Raw genomic sequence first — 20,103 nt, forward strand, 5'->3', positions numbered from 1 at the left:
CTCCGTACCCAGTCGCATCGGTTGTACGTTAAGCGTAGCGCGATCGGGGTGACGAATTGGCTTGCATCGTCTGCAATTTTTTCGATCCCGGATCGATTCAGCGTCATCACCCCGACACCTATTCTTTGGCGCCTGAGCAGGCGCGTTGTTTTGCGCGTTATTTGCTACGAGACCCGCGCAGCGTGCCAAGCGCCATCCATGCCAGAAAAACCACCCCGATTATCAGCACGGCCCACAGACCGATGCGCTTCAGGTCAGGCATGGCCTCCACGGGCGCAGCCGCAGCAACTGGCGCGACCGGTGTGGAGGCCATGGACGCGCTGCCAAGTGCTGCCAGCTTCTCGGGGCTGACGCCGGGAATCAGCGTCGCCAGCGGCAGCGCCGCGCTTTTCACCGTGGCATTGCCAACTGCCAGGCTGTAAGGCGGCGCGCCCCGTCCGAGGAACACCAGTTGTGTGGCGCGCACGGCGAAACTCAGCGCTGGCGCGTCCTTGCCCAGGCCGCCGCCACGGTCATCGACCTCAAGTTTCAGCTGCTGCACGACATTGCCGGGCAGCTCCATTTCGTCCTGCACAACGTCCTGACCGTTCTGGCTGAGCCGATAAAGCAGGCCGTTGTCGATCATCTGCCAAGGCGCGTTGCTGTCACGACGCCCATACAGCGTGGCGGGCGCGAGGCTGTTGGGTTGCGCAATGTTGATCCGCATACGTTCCAGCGGCAGAGCCACCGGCAGTTGCCACACATACACGCCAGGTTTTTCGACGCGACCATTGATGGCCGGTGACCAGCTCAACGGCAGCACGCCGGGTTGCGTGCTGATCAGTTGCACGGCGTTCAGCGTGGGCGCGGAAAGCGGCGATTTCCACAGCAAACGCAGATAGCGGGCGCTGCGCCCCGGCAGATTGACGACGCGCTGCTCAACCAATTCCTCGGCAAATGACAGCCTCGCCACCTGACCGTCGCCCCAGCGCTGCCAATGCTGGAGGTCGTCGCTGGCCTCGATGCTGAACCGCTGAAAACCGTCGCGCTCGCTGCTCCAGTCCAGAATCAGCTGATCCAGCGGCGCGTCGATCGCGCTGGTGTCGAGCAGCCAGCCGCGCAGAATCTCTTCGCCCGCCTCAATCTCGCCCTGGGGCTGAACCTCCACCAGCGTGCCGTTGGGCGTGCGTTCGACGCGGATTTTCGGCTCGGCGTCTTTGGCGCCATCGCTGTTGTACAGCGGGAACCACTTCACCGACACCGGACTGGCGTCGGCCGCACGCTGGGGCGGGCTTTGGGTGATTGCGTAGGGTTGGGCCTGGCCGTCTGCATTGAAAACACGCACGTCGTTGAGAGTGCTCTGGCGCGCGTTTAACTGCACGCCGAGGGGCAATTCCAGCCGATACCAAGGCCCTTCACCGGTGACGGTCAGCGGCGCATGGGTGGTGAAATCATCCGGCAGATCCTCGGCCTGACTGAGCGTTGCTGCGCACAGTAGCGAGCCCAGCAACGGGGCGAGCAGGGCGGCCTTGACGATGAACTGACGACTCAACTGAACACTCCTTACGCGCTTCATTTCGATGCCCTGTCCGCAACATCCGCATCGGTCAAACCCTGGTCTCGGGCCGGATGCCGGGGCGGCAGGGGGGCGAAATATCCCACCACCAGCAACAGAACGCCAACGCCGATAAAGGAAATGATTCGCTCCAGACCGCCACGATTGCTCAGCTCGACGAAGAACAGTTTGGCGACGACGACCCCAATCAATGCGGCGCCGGCAATCCACAGGTCCCGGCGGGCGCGCAGGTGGCCGCCGATCATCAGTGCCAGGGCCATCAGCGTCCATACGATGGAAAGCCCGGCCTGCACACGCATCGATTCGAACAGCGCGTCGGGGTACCAGGCCACGCCGAGCCAGTGATGGGCCGTGCGCAGGACCATGGCAGTGATCAGTGCAAACAGCGATGCGCCGGCAATGACCAGCGCCGTTTTTTGAGCACGCCCCTCGCTGACGCCCAATTGCGGGAGGTGCTGGCGGGTCCAGCTGACGATACCGGTCAGCGTGATCAGCAAGCCCAGTTCCAGCGGGTTCAGCAGCGGAAGATAGGGCAGGGGATCGGCAGCGCCTTCGCTGAACCCGTTCGCCAGCCAGAACCAGCCGAGCATCAATGCCGCCAGCGGCGCGGCAGCCCAGACACGGTACTCACGCGGGTACGCCCTGACAGGCCAGGGCCACGTGCGGGGTGCGGTCATCGCCAGCAAGTACAGGCTCGGCAGCAACGCCCAGCCCAGCCAGCGCCAGGCGTTGTATGCGTCCGACAGCACCAGTAATCCATAACGAAGCTGCAACGAAAGCACGCCGATGATCAGCCAGCAGCCGATGACGTGGGCCGCACTGCGCAGGCGCGGAAGCAGCATATTGTCGAGCCGCTTCAATGACCACAGGTGAACCGCAAACACCGCGATCCAGCCCAGCCAGCCCCAATCAGCGGCAGGGTTGTAGTAGGAACTGAAACTCATCAGCGCCAGCAACACCGCGCTCATCGGCGTCAGCAGCGTGGACAGTTGAGCAACTCCGGTCCAGTTCAGGCGCAGGGCTGCCATGGTCCATAGCCCAACGCTAACGGCGCCCAGCAACAGCAACGTCGAGAACACGTTCGGGCCTGCTACGTAGTCAGTCATGATGAACAGCGCTACGGACCACCAAAGCGCTCCCCACATCAGCAATGCAGGTTGCAATACACGCTTGCTTAGCGACAGACGTAAAGTCCCGATGCGCTCCACGGAGAACGCGCTGACCAGACCAGCGAGTGCGATGATCAAGGGGGTCCAGAAATCCCCCTGATTGAACGTCGGCACATACCAGCGACCGACCACTCCCAGGAACGCGATCCCGGCGCCCAGTTGCAGCAGCAAGCCAAAACCCCGCGCCAGCAAGCGGTTCTGGCGCATGCCGAGCCAGAACACGGCCGCGCCTTCGACGGCCCAGGCCACCGTCGTCCATTGCGCGCTCAGGCCAAGGGGAATCGCCAGGGTGCCGAACACCACGCCCAGTGACAGGCACGTTTCGACCAGCAGCAATGCCCGACCCGGTACGCGCCCGGTCAGAAGCCGAGCGATGCCCATGTACAGCAAGCCAAGCGCCAGTGCGCTCAACGCAGCGCCGAATTCAATGTGTCGAACGAGGGCGTATTGCAGGCCGAAACCGACGATAGGTGTGCCAAACAACAGGCTGCCATCGACATAGTGGGTCTGGCGCGCAGACCAGCGCAGGGTGGCTTCCCGGCTGTCGTCGTCGGGCCCCGCGGCGTGTTCTCGCAGCTTGCGTCGGGCGAACAGCAGGCCGATGGCCAGGTACATCAGGAAGAACAGAATCAGGAACGGTTCGGTACTCCAGAACAGCTCGGGCGTGTAAGCGTCCATGCCCCAGGCGAAACCGATCCCGAACGTGCCGATGAAGCCGATCAGGTTCAGCGGGCGCCATGCCTTGAACCACGCGATGGCGAAAATGCCGGCGTTGAGCAGGGCGAAATAACTGAACAACGCGACATGACTCCCCTCGCCGGAGGACGTCAGCAGCGGCGCGGCAAACCCGCCCAGCGCGGCGACGCAGGCGAGGGCCAGGGAGTTTTGCGTGACGGCGAGAATGGCCGAAAACACGGTGACTGCAACCAACAGGCTGAACGCCATCCCCGGCGCCAGCAGGGTGTGGACTTTCATGGCGGCGAACACGGTCAGGTACAGCACCGCGACGCCGGTCCCCTGCAGCATTAGCGCGAAGGACTCATTGCGTTGCCGTAGCCACCAACCCAGACCCAGCAGCGCCAACGCTGCCAAAGCGACGCCGGCATAGCGGGCCTCGATCGGAACGACCATGCCCTCGGTGGCGTAGCGCAGCAGAAACGCCAGACCGAGAAACAGCAACACCACGCCGACCCGGAGCACGGTGTTGCCACCCAGCAGCCAGCTCTGGGCGCGGAGCAAGGCGCTGTCGAACAGATTGGGCTGGGCGGCAGCGGGCGCAGAAGCCGGCTCATAACTCGGGGCTGCAGGGGCTGGCGGCTGCTGAGGCCGACGCCATTCCGAATCGCTGACATCCGAGGCAGCAGGCTCGAGGTCCGGAAGGTCCCACAGCAGTTCCGGGCCGTCGTCTGCGATAGGCTGAACATTCAACGGCGCCGTGACCGGCGCATCCGGCAATTGCGCGGCGGCCGAGTCCAGCTGGCTGAGACGTTGCTGGACGGCGTCGAGATCTAGCCGGGTTTTGGCAAGTTCGGCTTTCTGCGCGGCCGTTTCGCGTGACAACGCAGTCAGCCGGAGGCTCAAGCCCGCGGCCAGGCCGACAACCGCACCGACGGCGCCGCCCAACAGCGACTCATCAAGAAGCGCCCCGATTACCAGACCGGCCAGCAGAAGAATCCATTGCACGCGACGACGTCCCTTTTCGGCCGATTAACGGCGATGGCGAAAAGTATATCGGGCGTCAGGAAAGGGGAAACATTTTGTGTCGGGGAGGGGGGGCAGTGGACAACATGCAAATGAGAACTGTGGAGTGAGATCTGGATGGACTCGGGATCTCGGCCACGCTGGTGAACTTGTGGGAGTGAGCTTGCTCACGAAAAGGTCGGTACATCCGCCAGATCATCAGCGGCTGAACTGCCTTATTCGCGAGCAAGCTCGCTCCCACAGGATTAGTACTTGCTGCGAGAGCGAGCGGTCACATGAAGGTGATCGTCTCCGCTGAGGCGATCACCCCACGCGTCCTTAATCCAGAGCGTTCCAGATTTCGGTCGCGTACTCGCGGATGGTCCGGTCCGAGGAGAACCAGCCCATGCGTGCGGTGTTGAGCACCGCAGAGCGCCACCACTCTTTCGAATCGTGCCAGCGCGCTTCGACCTTTGCCTGGGCGTGCCAGTACGACTCGAAGTCAGCGCAGACGAAGAAGCGGTCGTAGTTGATCAACTGATCGATCAACCCGGCATAGCGATACGGATCATCCGGTGAGAACACCCCGCCCCGAATGGCTTGCAGCACGTCATTCAAACGCCCGGACGCGGCGATGTCCTGATGCGCGTTGAACTCACCGGCATGCTTGCGCGCTTCGACTTCCTGCGCGGTCATGCCGAAGATGAACATGTGCTCCAGGCCGACCTGCTCGCTCATCTCCACGTTGGCGCCGTCGAGTGTGCCGATGGTCAGTGCGCCGTTGAGGCCGAACTTCATGTTGCTGGTGCCGGACGCTTCCAGACCCGCCGTGGAAATCTGCTCCGACAGATCCGCCGCCGGAATGATGCTTTCCGCCAGGCTGACGTTGTAGTTGGGCATGAACACCACTTTCAAACGGCCGCGCAGCGTCGGGTCGTTGTTGACCGTGCGTGCGATGTCGTTGGTCAGCTTGATGATCAGCTTGGCCGAGTGATAACTGGCCGCCGCCTTGCCGCCGAAGATCTTCACACGCGGCACCCAATCGGTGCTCGGGTCGGCACGCATGGCCTGATACAGCGCCACGGTGTGGAACAGGTTCAGCAGCTGACGCTTGTATTCGTGGATGCGTTTGACCTGTACGTCGAACATCGCCTCAGGATTGATTACGATGCCCATGCGGTCCTGAATGATCGTGGCCAGGGCCTGTTTGCTCTGCAGGCGTTGAGCAGCGAATTCCTGCTGGAATCGTGCGTCATCGGCCAGCGGCTCCAGTTTCAGCAGCGCGGTCTCGTGGTTGTCGAGCACTTGCTCGCCCAACTCGTTGACCAGCATGGACGTCAGTTGCGGGTTGGACTGGAACAGCCAGCGGCGGAAGGTGATGCCGTTGGTTTTATTGTTGATACGGTCAGGGTGCAGCTTGTGCAGATGGGCGAAAACGGTTTTGCGCATCAGTTGCGTGTGCAGCGCGGAAACGCCGTTCACGCTGTGGGAACCGAGGAACGCGAGGTTGCCCATGCGCACGCGACGGCCGTTGTCTTCCTCGATCAGCGAGACGGCGCGCAGCAGGTCGAACAGGGCAGGGTCGTCTTTGAAGTCCTGGCGAACCTTGTCGATGTGCTGGGCGTTGATCATGTAAATGATCTGCATGTGGCGCGGCAACATGCGCTCCATCAGGCCGACGGACCAGGTTTCCAGCGCTTCAGGCAGCAGCGTGTGGTTGGTGTACGCCAGGGTGCCGACGGTAATGCGCCAGGCCTCGTCCCACTCCACTTCATGCAAGTCGATCAGAACGCGCATCAGCTCCGCCACGGCGATCGACGGGTGCGTGTCGTTCATCTGGATGGCCACGTGTTCCGGCAGGCTGCTGATGCTGTAGCCCATGTTCTTGTGGCGGCGCAGCAAATCCTGCAGCGACGCCGAAACGAAGAAGAATTCCTGGCGCAGGCGCAGTTCCTGGCCGGCTTCGGTACTGTCGTTCGGGTAAAGCACGCGAGAGATACTTTCTGCCCGCACCACTTCCGCCACCGCACCCACGTGGTCACCGGCGTTGAAGCGTTCCAGGTGCAGGTCTTCCACCGCACGGGCACGCCACAGACGCAGCGTGTTCACCGCTTTGCCACGCCAGCCCACGACCGGGGTGTCGTAAGCAATCGCGCGGACGGTTTCACCCGCGGTCCAGACCTGGCGGGTTTCTCCCGAGGCATCCAGAACAGGCGCGCCGGCTGCATCCAGCAGAGGCTGCACGCTGCCGCCGAAACCGATCTGGTAAATCACTTCAGGACGTTCGAATTCCCACGGGTTACCGAAGTCCAGCCAGTTCTCGGTCTGCTCCTGCTGCCAGCCATCGACGATAGCCTGACGGAAGAGACCGTGTTCGTAACGAATGCCATAGCCGTGACCGGCAATCCCAAGGGTCGACATACTTTCCATGAAGCACGCGGCCAGACGACCGAGGCCGCCGTTGCCCAATGCAGCATCAGGCTCCAGCGAGCGAATCTGCTCCAGGTCGACGTTCAGGCCCTTCAACGCTTCCCGCGCGGTTTCGAGAATGCCAAGGTTGCTCAGGCTGTCGAACATCAGACGGCCGATCAAGAACTCGAGGGAGAGGTAATAGACGCGCTTCTTTTCCTGCCGGTAGACGTAGCGCGTGTGGTTCATCCAGCGCTCGGCCATTTTGTCGCGCGTCGCCAGGGCGATTGCCATGAACCAGTCATGATCGAAGGCATGGTCGGGGTCTTTACCGACGGCATACTCGAGTTTGTTCAGCACAGCTTCTCGGAAGGCTGCCACTTCAGCGTCACGAACGTTGGGTTCCGGAGACATCGGGTACGACCTCAAGTTGGTTTGACGATTAAATGGGTGGGTTGACTGTAGGGCGTGTCATTGGTTATTTCCTCCCGACAGGATGAAAAATACGCAGTTGCACGACCCTCGGTTCGACTCAAACAAGCTACCTTCGGTTCGCCGTCATTGCACATCGCGACGAATCTCTGGCGCTTTCCCCTGATGTGAAGACGGCTTGCATTGATCGTTCCACTCTTGCTGATGCGCCGGCTGGTGCGGGGCAGAGTTGGGCCCATGGGCTCTAACAGGCAACAACAGTTGGCCCGAATCAGGCAAGCATGTTCATTCGCCGATTCGGGTTTATGATGCCCCACGGCAGATAGACCGCAGCCCCTGAACCGGACTTTTGGAGCACCTATGCAGACTTTGTACCCGCAGATCAAACCTTACGCCCGGCACGATCTCGCGGTTGAAGAGCCGCATGTGCTGTATGTCGATGAAAGCGGCTCGCCAGACGGCTTGCCCGTCATCTTCATCCACGGCGGGCCGGGTTCGGGATGCGATGCACAGAGCCGCCGCTACTTCGATCCGAATCTCTATCGCATGATCACCTTCGATCAGCGCGGTTGCGGCCGCTCTATCCCCCACGCCAGCCTGGAAAACAACACCACCTGGCATCTGGTCGATGACCTGGAACGTATCCGCACCCACCTGGGCATCGACAAATGGGTGGTGTTCGGTGGCTCGTGGGGTTCGACGCTTTCCCTGGCCTACGCGCAGAAGCACCCTGATCGAGTTCATGCACTGATTTTGCGCGGCATCTTTCTCAGCCGGCCCCAGGACATCAAGTGGTTTTATCAGGAAGGCGCCAGCCGCCTGTTCCCGGATTACTGGCAGGACTACATGGCGCCGATTCCGCCGGACGAGCGCCACGACGTGCTCGGCGCGTTCCACAAGCGCCTGACCGGCAGCGACCAGATCGCTCAGATGCACGCCGCTAAGGCATGGTCGACATGGGAAGGGCGCACCGCCACATTGCGTCCGAATCCGCAGGTGGTCGACCGATTCACCGAGCCCCATCGCGCCCTGTCCATTGCGCGCATCGAATGCCACTACTTCACCAACGGCGCGTTCCTTGAAGAAAACCAGCTGATTCGCGATATGCCGAAGATCGCCCATCTGCCGGGCATCATCGTGCACGGCCGCTACGACATGATCTGCACCCTGGACAACGCCTGGGAGCTGCATCAGGCGTGGCCGAACAGTGAGCTGCAGGTTATCCGTGACGCGGGTCACTCGGCGTCCGAGCCGGGTATCACCGACGCATTGGTGCGCGCAGCATCAGAAGTGGCGCGCCGTTTGCTGGATCTGCCACCGGAAGAGGCATAAATGAAAGCGTTGCTTCAGCGCGTTTCCCAGGCGCGCGTTGACGTGGCCGGCGAAACCATTGGCGCGATCGATCAAGGATTAATGGTCCTGATTGGCATCGAGCCTCAAGACACGCCGGCCAGCGCCGACAAGATGTTGCACAAGCTGCTTAACTACCGGGTATTCAGTGACGCCGACGGCAAGATGAATCTTTCGTTAACCGACGTTAATGGCGGGTTACTGCTGGTCTCACAGTTCACACTGGCGGCAGACACTAAAAGCGGGATGCGGCCAAGCTTTTCAAAAGCAGCACCCCCGGCTCTCGGCGCCGAGCTGTTTGGCTATCTGGTAACAAAGGCCAAGACGTCTCACACGACGGTGGAAACGGGCCAGTTTGGTGCGGATATGCAGGTGCACCTGATCAATGATGGCCCCGTGACATTTTTGCTTGAGACCTGAATAGCCTGGTCCGATTGATGGCCCCGGATTTACGCGCTCCAAACGCAATAAATAGTTTGCGTCCCCTGATGCGTTGTAACGCGAGCTACTGGATAATCGCGCGCTACAAGGACGGGCCAAGGCCCGTCAAATCGGTAAAACGCAGACTGCTCCGGCACCGCTTGGGGAATCATTGGCCCTTTTTGGAGTCGGAACAGTGCTCGCCAACCCGGCATTTGAAAGCTGGCCGTTGGTTTCTTCATCTGTTTTCGGCGAGGGTTGCTCGTGATTGTTAGTCCATGTAATGCACCAAAGAACCCGGGCGGACGCTTGCGCAGCGCGCTGCTGGCAGGGTCGGCTTTGTTTTGTCTGTTCGGCGCCAGTCAGCTGTGGGCGTTCGATCTCGACGACGTGGCGACAAAGGCCAAAGATCTGGCCGGACAGAAATTCACCGCGCCGAAGAGCAATCTTCCGGCCGAATTCCGCGACATGAAGTTCGCGGATTATCAAAAGATCCGCTTCCTGCAAGACAAAGCCGAATGGGCCAATGACAAGACCCCGTTCAAGGTGTCGTTCTACCACCAGGGCATGCACTTCGACACCCCGGTCAAAATCAACGAAGTCACCGCCAACTCCGTCAACGAGATCAAGTACGACCCGAGTCGTTTCGATTTCGGCGACGTGAAGTTCGATCCCAAGTCGACCGAAAACCTGGGCTATGCCGGTTTTCGCGTCACTTACCCGATCAACAAAGACGACAAGCAAGACGAAATCATGACCATGCTGGGCGCGAGCTACTTCCGCGTCATCGGTAAAGGTCAGGTTTATGGTCTGTCTGCGCGCGGGATGGCGATCGACACGGCCATGCCGTCAGGTGAGGAATTTCCTCGCTTCACCGAATTCTGGATCGAGAAGCCGAGCCCGGATGACAATCATCTGGTCATCTTCGCGCTCCTCGACTCCCCTCGTGCCACCGGCGCGTACAAGCTGACCCTGCGTCCGGGCACCAACACACTGGTCGACGTCCAGTCGCGCATGTACCTGCGTGACAAGGTCGGCAAGCTCGGCGTAGCGCCGCTGACCAGCATGTTCCTGTTCGGCGCCAATCAGCCGTCTAAAGTCCTCAACTACCGTCGCGAGCTGCACGACTCCAGCGGTCTGTCGATCCAGGCAGCCAATGGCGAGTGGATCTGGCGTCCGCTGAACAACCCTAAACACCTTGCCGTCAGCAGCTTCTCGGTCGAGAACCCGCGCGGTTTCGGTCTGCTGCAGCGTGGCCGCAACTTCAGCCATTACGAAGACCTGGATGACCGCTATGACAAGCGTCCGAGCGCCTGGATCGAGCCGAAGGGCGATTGGGGCAAGGGCACTGTTGATCTGGTGGAGATCCCGACGGCTGACGAAACCAACGACAACATCGTTGCGTTCTGGAAGCCGGAAACCCAGCCAGAGCCGGGTCAGCCGATCGACTTCAACTATCGTCTGCACTGGACCATGGATGAAGACGCCATTCACTCGCCTGATCTGGGTTGGGTCAAGCAGACCCTGCGCTCCACCGGTGACGTGAAGCAGTCCAACCTGATTCGTCAGCCGGACGGCAGTGTTGCCTACCTCGTCGACTTCGTCGGTCCGAATCTGGCCAAGCTGGGCGAAGATCCTTCGATCCGCAGTCAGGTCATCACCGATGACAACACCGACCTGGTCGAGAACAACCTGCGTTACAACCCGGTGACCAAAGGCTGGCGTCTGACGCTGCGCCTGAAGGTCAAGGATCCGGGCAAGTCGGTTGAAATGCGTGCCTACCTGCTGCGCGAAACCCCTGCCGAACCGGGCAAGGAGCCAGCGGTGATCACCGCTGACAAGTCGGACAAGAAGCCGGCTGCCAAGGCTGACGCCAAAGCTGTTGTTGCCGCGGCGCCAGTCGTTGCTGCACCGAAGGACGAGAAAGCCGAAATCGTCAAAACCGACGCCTTGAAGGCCGGTGATGCGAAAGACGCGAAAGACATGAAGGACGCCAAAGGGCCTAAAGCCGACAGTAAGGACGCTGCCAAGCCTGCTGACGCCGCCAAGGTAGCCGAAGCCAAGTCGGACGAGGCCTACAAGCCTGAAGCCGCACTGGGCGATGCCGCCAAGGCCAACAAAGGCGCCAAAGACACACCGCAGCCAGCGGTCCAGGCTGCACCCACCCAACAGGGGCCGGACATGATTCAACAAATCCTGACCGAAACCTGGAGCTACCAGTTGCCAGCCGATGAGTAATTCACACGCGGTGCCAGAGCCTTTGAATGAGTCTCTCAGCGAGTACCTCGCGCATCTGCCGATGACCGACGCGCAGCGGGCAGAACTTGCCAGCTGCACGTCGTTCGCTGAGCTGCATGAGCGCCTTTCCGCGCAAACCGTCGCTGATTCCGCCGAGGCCTCCCAGGCCTCGGTGGGTCGTCGCCTGACCCTGACGACCGCTGATGAATTGCACGAAGCCGAGATGCTGAGTGTGGACGCCAGTGGCCGCGTTGTCCTGAAAGCGACGCCGCCGATTCGTCGTACCAAAGTCGTGCCGGAACCGTGGCGGACCAACATCCTGCACCGCGGCTGGCGCCGACTGACCGGCAAGACCAATCCGCCGCCGCCCAAGGATGATCTGCCACGTGATCTGCCGAAGGCGCGCTGGCGCACCGTGGGTTCGATCCGTCGCTACATCTTGCTGGTCCTCATGCTCGGCCAGACCATCGTTGCCGGCTTCTACATGAAGGGCATCCTGCCGTATCAAGGCTGGTCGCTGGTTTCATTCGACGAAATCAGTCATCAGACCCTGTGGCAGACCGCTGTTCAGGTCGTGCCGTATGCGCTGCAGACCAGCATCCTTCTGTTGTTCGGGATTCTCTTCTGCTGGGTATCGGCCGGTTTCTGGACCGCGCTGATGGGCTTCCTCGAACTGCTCACTGGCCACGACAAGTACCGTATTTCCGGTGCCAGTGCGGGCAATGAGCCAATCGAGGCCGGTGCGCGCACTGCGCTGGTCATGCCGATCTGCAACGAAGACGTGCCTCGCGTATTCGCGGGTTTGCGAGCGACGTTCGAATCGGTCAAGGCCACGGGCGATCTGGATCGCTTCGACTTCTTCATCCTCAGTGACTCCAACGAAACCGACATCTGCGTGGCCGAGCAACAAGCCTGGCTGGACGTGTGCCGTGAAACCGGCGGTTTCGGCAAGATCTTCTATCGTCGTCGCCGCCGTCGCGTTAAGCGCAAGAGCGGTAACCTCGATGACTTCTGCCGTCGCTGGGGCGGTGAATACCGCTACATGGTCGTGCTTGACGCTGACTCGGTCATGAGCGGCGAATGTTTGACCAGCCTCGTGCGTCTGATGGAAGCGACGCCGGACGCCGGTATCATCCAGACCGCGCCACGTGCGTCGGGCATGGACACGCTGTACGCGCGCATGCAGCAGTTCGCGACTCGCGTGTACGGCCCGCTGTTCACGGCCGGCCTGCACTTCTGGCAGTTGGGTGAATCCCACTACTGGGGTCACAACGCGATCATCCGCATGAAACCGTTCATCGAGCACTGCGCCCTGGCGCCGCTGCCCGGGAAGGGTGCGTTTGCCGGTGCGATTCTGTCCCACGACTTCGTTGAAGCTGCGCTCATGCGCCGGGCCGGCTGGGGCGTGTGGATTGCCTACGACTTGCCGGGCAGTTATGAAGAGCTGCCGCCGAACCTGCTGGATGAGCTCAAGCGTGACCGTCGCTGGTGTCACGGTAACCTGATGAACTTCCGTCTGTTCCTGGTAAAAGGCATGCACCCGGTGCATCGCGCGGTATTCCTGACCGGCGTGATGTCGTACCTGTCGGCGCCGTTGTGGTTCTTCTTCCTCGTGTTGTCCACAGCGCTACTGGCGGTGAACACGCTGATGGAGCCGACCTACTTCATGGAACCGCGTCAGCTGTATCCGTTGTGGCCGCAGTGGCACCCGGAAAAAGCCGTTGCGCTGTTCTCCACGACGGTCGTGCTGTTGTTCCTGCCGAAGCTGCTCAGCGTGATTCTGATCTGGGCCAAGGGCGCGACCGGTTTTGGTGGTCGTATCAAGGTCACCCTGTCCATGCTGCTGGAAATGCTGTTTTCCATGCTGCTGGCGCCAGTGCGCATGATCTTCCACACCCGCTTTGTACTGGCTGCGTTCCTGGGCTGGGCAGCGACGTGGAACTCGCCGCAGCGTGATGATGACTCGACGCCGTGGAGCGAAGCGGTCAAGCGCCACGGGCCGCAGACGCTGCTGGGCTTTTGCTGGGCGTTGCTGGTGGCTTGGCTGAACCCAAGCTTCCTATGGTGGCTGGTGCCGATCGTGGGTTCGTTGATGCTGTCGATCCCGGTCTCGGTGATTTCCAGCCGCACGAATCTGGGTCTGAAGGCGCGCGACAACAAGCTGTTCCTGATTCCGGAAGAGCACACGCCGCCCCAAGAGCTGGTGTCCACTGATCAGTACACCCATGAAAACCGCTGGCACGCGCTGAACGACGGCTTTGTTCGCGCCGTGGTTGATCCACAGCAGAACGCCTTGGCCTGCGCGCTGGCGACCTCTCGCCATCGCGACGCCGAGCCGATCGAGTGGATGCGTGTCGAGCGTGTGCGTCATGCGATCAAGGGAGGCCCTGAGCTTCTGAACAACCACGAGCGCCTGCAGTTGCTGAGCGATCCGGTTGCGCTGGCTCGGTTGCACGAGCTGGTCTGGAGCGAAGGCAACTCCGCCTGGCTGAATGCCTGGCGCGCTTCGGTGGAAGCCGACCCCCATGCGCCGCTGCTGCCATTGCAGCCAGCGACCCATGTGAACGACGCGACCCTCGTCAACGCCTGATCCACCCGCTAAACAAAACGCCGCCGAAGAGTGATCTTCGGCGGCGTTTTTGTTTGGGTAATCTATGTTGGCGCTTCCCCTGTAGGACTGGCCTTAGCCGGGAAGGGGGCCAGTGCGTGCGCTATTCTGCGGTGTGAGGCCAGACACATTCCCGGCTAAAGCCAGTCCTACAACTCGACGTCGCAGTCCGTTTCGCCTCAACTCACCCGAAACTTGCCGACCATCTCCTGTAACTGCACCCCAAGCCGCGCCAGTTCGATGCTTGAGGCGGCGGTCTCTTCACTGGATGCCGCGGTTTGCTCGGACACATCCCGCACGTTCAGCACGCTGCGGTTGATCTGCTCGGCCACGCTGCTCTGTTCCTCACCCGCTGCAGCAATCTGCTGGTTCATCGTCTGAATCGTCGACACCGTGCGTGTGATGTGTCCCAGGGCATTGCCAGCCTGGCGACTCAAATCGACGCTGCTGTCCGTCAGGGTTCGGCTGGCGTCGAGGGTCATCACCACTTGCTGGGTGCCGCTCTGCAGTGCTGCGATGAGCACTTCGATTTCTTCGGTGGATTCCTGGGTGCGCTGGGCCAGGCCGCGAACCTCGTCGGCGACGACCGCAAACCCGCGTCCTGCTTCGCCTGCGCGGGCGGCTTCGATCGCGGCGTTCAGGGCGAGCAGATTGGTCTGCTGCGACACCGATTTGATGACGTCGAGCACCCCGCCGATCTTGTCGCTCTCCAGCTTCAGCTTGCCCATGGCTTCGGTCGAGTTATTGACCTCCACCGCAAGGCGCTCGATCTGCGCGATGGCGTCGTTGACCACCTTGTCGCCGTCCCGCGCCTGCTGATCGGCGTGGCGCGCTGCCTCACTGGCTTCTTCGGCATTGCGGGCCACTTCCATGACGGTCGAGGTCATCTGGTTCATCGCCGTGGCGACGCAGTCGGTTTCGTCTTTCTGGCTGTTAACGCCCACGCTGGTCTGCTCGGTCACGGCCGACAACTGTTCTGCCGCACTGGCAATCTGGGTGACGCCGTCGCTGATGCCGCTGATGAGCTGGCGCAGGCTCAGGGTCATCTCCTGCATGCTGCGCTGGAGCATGCCCATTTCGTCGCGACGGCCGATTTCCAGGTCCTGACTCAGATCACCTTTGGCGATGCGCGCAGCGGCACTCAAGGTCAACCGCAGGGGCGCGATGATCTGCTGGGTGATCAACCAGGCCGCGAGCAGGCCGAGCAGCATTGCCAGCCCGGCCACGCCGCTGAGTGTCTGCCGCGACTGGGTGGCTTCGGAATCACGCCGCTGGCCTTGCAGCGCAGTGATCTCCCCGGTTGATGTCAGCAGATTCTCGCTGAGCGCCTCCATGGACTCCTGCGCCGCTTCAACCTTGACCTGGAGGTCCTTGAACTGGCCCATGTGCTCGCGGTACTTGAGCAGCGTCTTACGGGCGTTGAGCAATTCACTGACATTGCCATCGGCCTGGTCGGTGGCAATTTGTTCGACCTCTTTCAATGCTTCGTCGATGGCAGTAATGGCCGCGACTTCGTAGGACTCTTTACCGCTGAACACGTACGCCTGGACTTCGTAACGGGCATTTTGCACCTGCCCGCGCAATTGCTGGATGTTGGTGAACTCCCCGAGGCGCTCGCTGCTGTCCTGCTCCTGACTGACGGCTTTCAGAACCTCGCTTTCCACCAGGCCAATGGACTTGATCGCCTCTTCAGACAGAAGGGCAAGTTGCGCGCGGGAATCTGCCCGTGCGCTCAACAGCTTCGCCAGATCGGCAAACGTGGCTTCGAGCGCTCTGACAGTGTCGCTCTGCCCATTGAGCAACTTGAGGATGTCGGCAGGAGGCGCGTCGGCGCGCAGCACCACCAGATGCGCTTCAATCTCGTTGATGCGGTCGACGACACGCGAGGCGCTGTCCGCGGTGTTTTCGACCCGAAAGACGATGCGCTCGGCGCGCAGGTCCTTGGTCATCGCATTAAGCTGAGCGATGGAGGTCAATGACTCCGAGCGCTCGATCATGGTGTCGAGCCCATGCCATCCGGTCAGCGTGATGGCCAGGGTCAGAAGCAGAACCAGGCCGAAGCCCAGCGAGAGTTTGAGTTTGACGCTGGTATTGGCCAGCGCCCGATTGATGCCTTGCAGCATGATGCGTCTCCTGCGGATGAGCGATAAACGCGCATCGGCAGGGGAAGCGGAGGCGTGACCTGATCAGGTCGTAGGAGATTTCCGAGGGGCGGAAAGGGGTGACGCGTGTCACAGATTCCGCCCCTGATTGGAGATTTTGCCGGCAAGTCCGTTACTGAAGCGGACGCGGATCAGGCCACTGGATCAGACCCGGAAGCGACCCACCAGCGCTTGGAGATGGCTGCCCAGGCGCGCCAGCTCGACGCTCGACGCGGCGGTTTCCTCGCTGGCGGCCGAGGTCTGTTCCGACACATCGCGCACGTTGAGCACACTGCGGTTAATCTCTTCGGCGGTAGCGCTTTGCTCCTCGGCCGCAGCGGCGATCTGCTGGTTCATGGATTGAATCGCAGACACGGTGCGGGTGATGCTTTCCAAGGAGGTGCCGGCGCGGCGGGTCAGCTCGACGCTGCTGACGGTAAGCTCGCGGCTGTTGTCCATGATCGTCGCCACTTGCCGGGTGCCGTTCTGCAGGCCTGAAATCAGCTCTTCGATCTCTTCGGTGGATTTCTGCGTGCGCTGCGCCAGGCTGCGCACTTCGTCCGCAACCACGGCAAATCCACGCCCGGCCTCACCAGCCCGCGCGGCCTCGATGGCGGCGTTAAGGGCGAGGAGGTTGGTTTGCTGTGCGACGGATTTGATCACGTCGAGGACGCTGCCGATCTTGTCGCTCTCGCGCTTGAGTTCGGCCATTGCCTCGGTGGAGTGACCCACTTCGGTCGCGAGCCGCTCAATCTGCGCGATGGCCTCGTTCACCACTTTGTCGCCTTCGCGGGCCTGCTGGTCGGCGGCTACGGCGGCCTCGGACGCTTCTTCGGCGTTACGCGCCACCTCCTGCACCGTAGCGGTCATCTCGTGCATAGCCGTCGCCACTTGATCGGTCTCGACCTTCTGGCTGTTGACGCCGGCGCTGGTCTGTTCGGTAACCGCCGACAGCTCTTCGGCGGCGCTGGCGATCTGGGTCACGCCTTCGCCGATGCCGCTGATCAACTGGCGAAGCTCCACGGTCATGCGCTGGATGCTGCCCTGCAACTGACCCAGCTCATCGCGGCGGTCGACGCTCAAGTTGTGGGTCAGATCACCGGACGCCACGCGCTCGACCGCCACAAGCGTCTGGCCCAACGGCACCGTGATTTGTCGTGTAATGATCCAGGCGGCGAGAACACCGAGGATCAGGGCCACTACCGTAGCGATGCCGAGAGTCGATTGGGCCTGACGGGTGTCTGCATCGCGCTTGGCGTTTTGCGAACTGTTCAATTGTTCGCTGTTGTCCAGCAGCTGCTGGCCCAGCTCGGTCATTTTGGCCAGGGCCTGGACGCTGACCAGTTGTGCGTCACGGTACTGGCCGACAGCGTCGCGGTAGCCTTTGAGCGCCAGGTTGGCCTTTTGCAACTGCGGGATGTATTGGGAGGAAACGTCCCCGGCCAGCGTGTTCACTCCGACGATGGCTTCGTCGATGGCGGCGGTGGCGTTCTTCTCGAAATCCGGTTTGCCGCTGAAGGTGTAACCGCGCACCTGGAAGCGTGCCTGCTGAATCTGTTTGCTGACATCTACCGCGCTGTTGAATTGCAGGATGTTGTCGTGCTGGATCAACGCTTCTTCGATCTTTTTGACGACATCCACGGCGGCATCGGCCGTATTTCCCAGATTGGCTCGGCTGGCTTCGCGGGACTGGATGGCTTTGGTCATGTCACCAAAAGCGCGGCGGTATTCGCCCGCGGCCTGAGCCTGAGCGTCCATCAGTTTGAGATCGCCGACGCCTTTGACCATGCTCTGCGCGGTTTTCAGGTCGGCGTCGAGCTTGTCCAGCGCGGTCATGACGGCCGTCGCGGCTTCAGCGGTGTATTGGGTTTCATACACCATGCGTGCCGTGCGCAGATCCATCGTCCGCTCACTGATCTGCGAGATCATCCCCAGCTTGTCGCCGCGCTCGATCACCGCCTTCACGCTAGACCACCCCGTCGCCGTGATGAGCAGCGTCAGCAATAGCACCAGGCCGAAACCGATACCCAGTTTGAGGCTGACGCTCATATTTCCAAGGCGTTGGGTAAACCAGCGAGACATGATGATTCCTGCGAATTGTAGTTATGGACGCCTGTGCATCGGCCGATGCGCGCCGAACTGAAGTGTGGAGTGAGGAAGGGAGATGGCTTGGGGCAAGGACATTGCCCGTCGTTCTGACACCGCGCGATTCAGACCGCCAACAATCCCCCTGTGTGACTGAGCTCGCTCAGGAAGAGGCCGGGACAGTCAGCAACGTTCTCGGGTGACTGAAAGTGAGCCTTCGCGAGCAAGCTCGCTCCCACGGGTTATCCGTCTGCGGGAAATCGGTGTAGTCATGTTCGCGCTGACACCGCGCTGTCGCGCAGCAAACACAGGACTTGTGGGAGTGAGCTTGCTCACGAAGGCGGCGTGTCAAGCGCTAAAGCTCGGACGGATGTACCGGCCTATTCGCAAGCAAGGCGGAGCGCCAGCCTGTCGCTCCCACAGACGCGTCGTTTGTAGGGAGATCGGTGATGTTGCTATGTTTTAGAACAACCGGGCGAGCAGTGCGGTGACGGCGGTTTCGACGCGCAGGATCCGCGCGCCCAACTGGACGGGGTTCAAGCCGGAGGCGTGCAGCAAATCAACTTCGTAGGGAATCCAGCCGCCTTCAGGACCAATGGCCAGGGTGACAGGCTGTTCAACGGCGCGCGGGCAGGCCGGGAAATCACCCGGATGACCGACCAATCCCAACGTTCCTTCAACCACAGCGGGAAGGCGGTCTTCAACGAAGGGCTTGAAGCGCTTTTCAATGACGATCTCCGGCAGCACGCTGTCCCGGGCCTGCTCCAGCCCGAGAATCAACTGCTCGCGAATCGCCCCAGGCTCCAGAAAGGGTGTCTGCCAGAAGCTTTTCTCGACGCGGTAACTGTTGACCAGAATGACCCGTGGCACGCCCATCGTCGCCACCGTCTGAAACACCCGGCGCAGCATCTTCGGGCGAGGCAGGGCGAGGATCAGCGTCAAGGGGAGTTTGGCGGGCGGCGCGTGCTCGAAGCTCACCGAAAGCTCGGCTTCCCGAGCCTCCAGTCGCAGCAATTGGGCGCTCCCCAGCAGGCCGTTCACCCGGCCGACCCGCAGGCTGTCGCCCACTTCGCTGCGATGCACTTCCTGCATGTGCTTGAGGCGCCGGTCACGCAGCACCACCCGGTCAGCCGCGATGAAGTCGGCTTCCTCAAGCAACAGCAGGTTCACGGTTGGGTCGCTGGCGGTTGGCTCTGTTCGTCTTCGGCTTTTTCGTCGTCTTCATGATCGCCGCGCTTGGTGATCATCGAACTGCACAGCACGCCGATTTCAAACAGCAGCCACATCGGCACAGCCAGCAGGGTCTGCGAAAAGATGTCCGGCGGGGTGAGGATCATGCCGACCACGAAGCAGCCGATCACCACGTACGGACGAATCTTCTTCAGGTATTTGACGTCGACGATGCCGATCCACACCAGCAGCACAACCGCCACCGGAATCTCGAACGCGACGCCAAACGCCAGGAACAGCGTCATGACAAAGTCCAGATAGCTGGCGATGTCCGTCATCATCGACACGCCTTCCGGAGTGACGCTGGCGAAGAAGTGGAAAATCAACGGGAAGACCAGAAAGTAGGCAAACGCCATCCCGGCGTAGAACAGGATGATGCTGGAGATCAACAGCGGCACTGCCACGCGCTTTTCATGCTTGTACAGGCCCGGCGCAATGAATCCCCATATCTGATGAAGAATCACCGGCATCGCCAGGAACAGCGCCACCATCATCGTCAGCTTGAACGGCGTGATGAACGGCGAAGCCACGTCCGTCGCAATCATTGTGGCGCCGTCAGGCAGAAACTTGCGCAGCGGGGCAGAAACGAAGGTGTAGATCTTCTGGGTGAAGTAGAACAGCGCGCCGAAGATCACGAAGATCGCCAGCACGCAGCGCAGCAGGCGCGAGCGCAGTTCTGTCAGGTGCGAGACCAGCGGCATTTGCTGGTCGTTTTCCGGGATTTCGCTCATGGGGCTCGTGGTGGCAGTGACGAATCGTTGGCAGAAGGCGCACTTTGCACCGCGG

11 protein-coding genes and 1 pseudogene are annotated in these 20,103 nt (G+C 61.3%); 4 read left to right on the forward strand and 8 right to left on the reverse strand.

What is annotated here, in order from left to right:
- Positions 1-157 precede the first annotated feature (157 nt).
- From AC0Z8Z_RS14980 to AC0Z8Z_RS14990, 3 genes are all read right to left on the reverse strand, one after another.
- Positions 158-1,555 (reverse strand): DUF3999 domain-containing protein, encoded by a 1,398-nt coding sequence (locus AC0Z8Z_RS14980; protein ID WP_485619629.1) that lies wholly within the window; start codon positions 1,553-1,555, stop codon positions 158-160.
- A complete protein-coding gene (locus AC0Z8Z_RS14985; RefSeq protein ID WP_485619630.1) occupies positions 1,552-4,407 on the reverse strand; it encodes a DUF2339 domain-containing protein in 2,856 nt (951 codons plus the stop codon). Before AC0Z8Z_RS14985 ends, AC0Z8Z_RS14980 begins: the two co-directional genes overlap by 4 nt.
- 336 nt (positions 4,408-4,743) lie before the next feature.
- Positions 4,744-7,227, reverse strand: a complete 2,484-nt coding sequence (locus tag AC0Z8Z_RS14990; protein WP_485619631.1) for a glycogen/starch/alpha-glucan phosphorylase — start codon at positions 7,225-7,227, stop codon at positions 4,744-4,746.
- 378 nt (positions 7,228-7,605) lie between these two features.
- Between AC0Z8Z_RS14990 and pip the strand changes: the two genes are divergently transcribed.
- The 4 genes from pip to mdoH all read left to right on the forward strand — a co-directional run bounded on the left by pip (position 7,606) and on the right by mdoH (position 13,843).
- Positions 7,606-8,577: a prolyl aminopeptidase gene (gene pip / locus AC0Z8Z_RS14995; protein ID WP_485619632.1), complete on the forward strand. Its 972-nt coding sequence runs from the start codon at positions 7,606-7,608 to the stop codon at positions 8,575-8,577.
- Complete coding sequence (gene dtd / locus AC0Z8Z_RS15000) at positions 8,578-9,015, forward strand: D-aminoacyl-tRNA deacylase (protein WP_485619633.1); 438 nt, start codon at positions 8,578-8,580, stop codon at positions 9,013-9,015.
- 264 nt (positions 9,016-9,279) lie between these two features.
- Positions 9,280-11,253, forward strand: coding sequence for a glucan biosynthesis protein G (locus tag AC0Z8Z_RS15005; protein WP_122533952.1), 1,974 nt, complete (start codon positions 9,280-9,282; stop codon positions 11,251-11,253).
- Positions 11,246-13,843, forward strand: coding sequence for a glucans biosynthesis glucosyltransferase MdoH (gene mdoH, locus AC0Z8Z_RS15010; RefSeq protein WP_485619634.1), 2,598 nt, complete (start codon positions 11,246-11,248; stop codon positions 13,841-13,843). The genes AC0Z8Z_RS15005 and mdoH overlap by 8 nt, the downstream gene beginning before the upstream one ends.
- Positions 13,844-14,040: 197 nt before the next feature.
- On the opposite strand, the gene AC0Z8Z_RS15015 is transcribed toward mdoH, so the two are convergent.
- The 5 genes and pseudogenes from AC0Z8Z_RS15015 to tatC form a co-directional block, all read right to left on the reverse strand.
- Positions 14,041-15,984: a methyl-accepting chemotaxis protein gene (locus AC0Z8Z_RS15015; RefSeq protein WP_485619635.1), complete on the reverse strand. Its 1,944-nt coding sequence runs from the start codon at positions 15,982-15,984 to the stop codon at positions 14,041-14,043.
- Positions 15,985-16,167: 183 nt separating this feature from the next.
- A complete protein-coding gene (locus AC0Z8Z_RS15020; protein WP_485619737.1) occupies positions 16,168-17,031 on the reverse strand; it encodes a methyl-accepting chemotaxis protein in 864 nt (287 codons plus the stop codon).
- 39 nt (positions 17,032-17,070) lie between these two features.
- Positions 17,071-18,084, reverse strand: a pseudogene (locus AC0Z8Z_RS15025) (methyl-accepting chemotaxis protein); the annotation flags it as partial.
- A 465-nt stretch (positions 18,085-18,549) separates the two neighbouring features.
- Positions 18,550-19,257, reverse strand: a complete 708-nt coding sequence (locus tag AC0Z8Z_RS15030) for a 16S rRNA (uracil(1498)-N(3))-methyltransferase (RefSeq protein WP_485619636.1) — start codon at positions 19,255-19,257, stop codon at positions 18,550-18,552.
- Positions 19,254-20,048: a twin-arginine translocase subunit TatC gene (gene tatC / locus AC0Z8Z_RS15035; RefSeq protein WP_122533947.1), complete on the reverse strand. Its 795-nt coding sequence runs from the start codon at positions 20,046-20,048 to the stop codon at positions 19,254-19,256. The genes AC0Z8Z_RS15030 and tatC overlap by 4 nt, the downstream gene beginning before the upstream one ends.
- Positions 20,049-20,103: the final 55 nt, after the last annotated feature.

This window comes from Pseudomonas sp. 1L-C-7-B-C1, assembly GCF_057291635.1.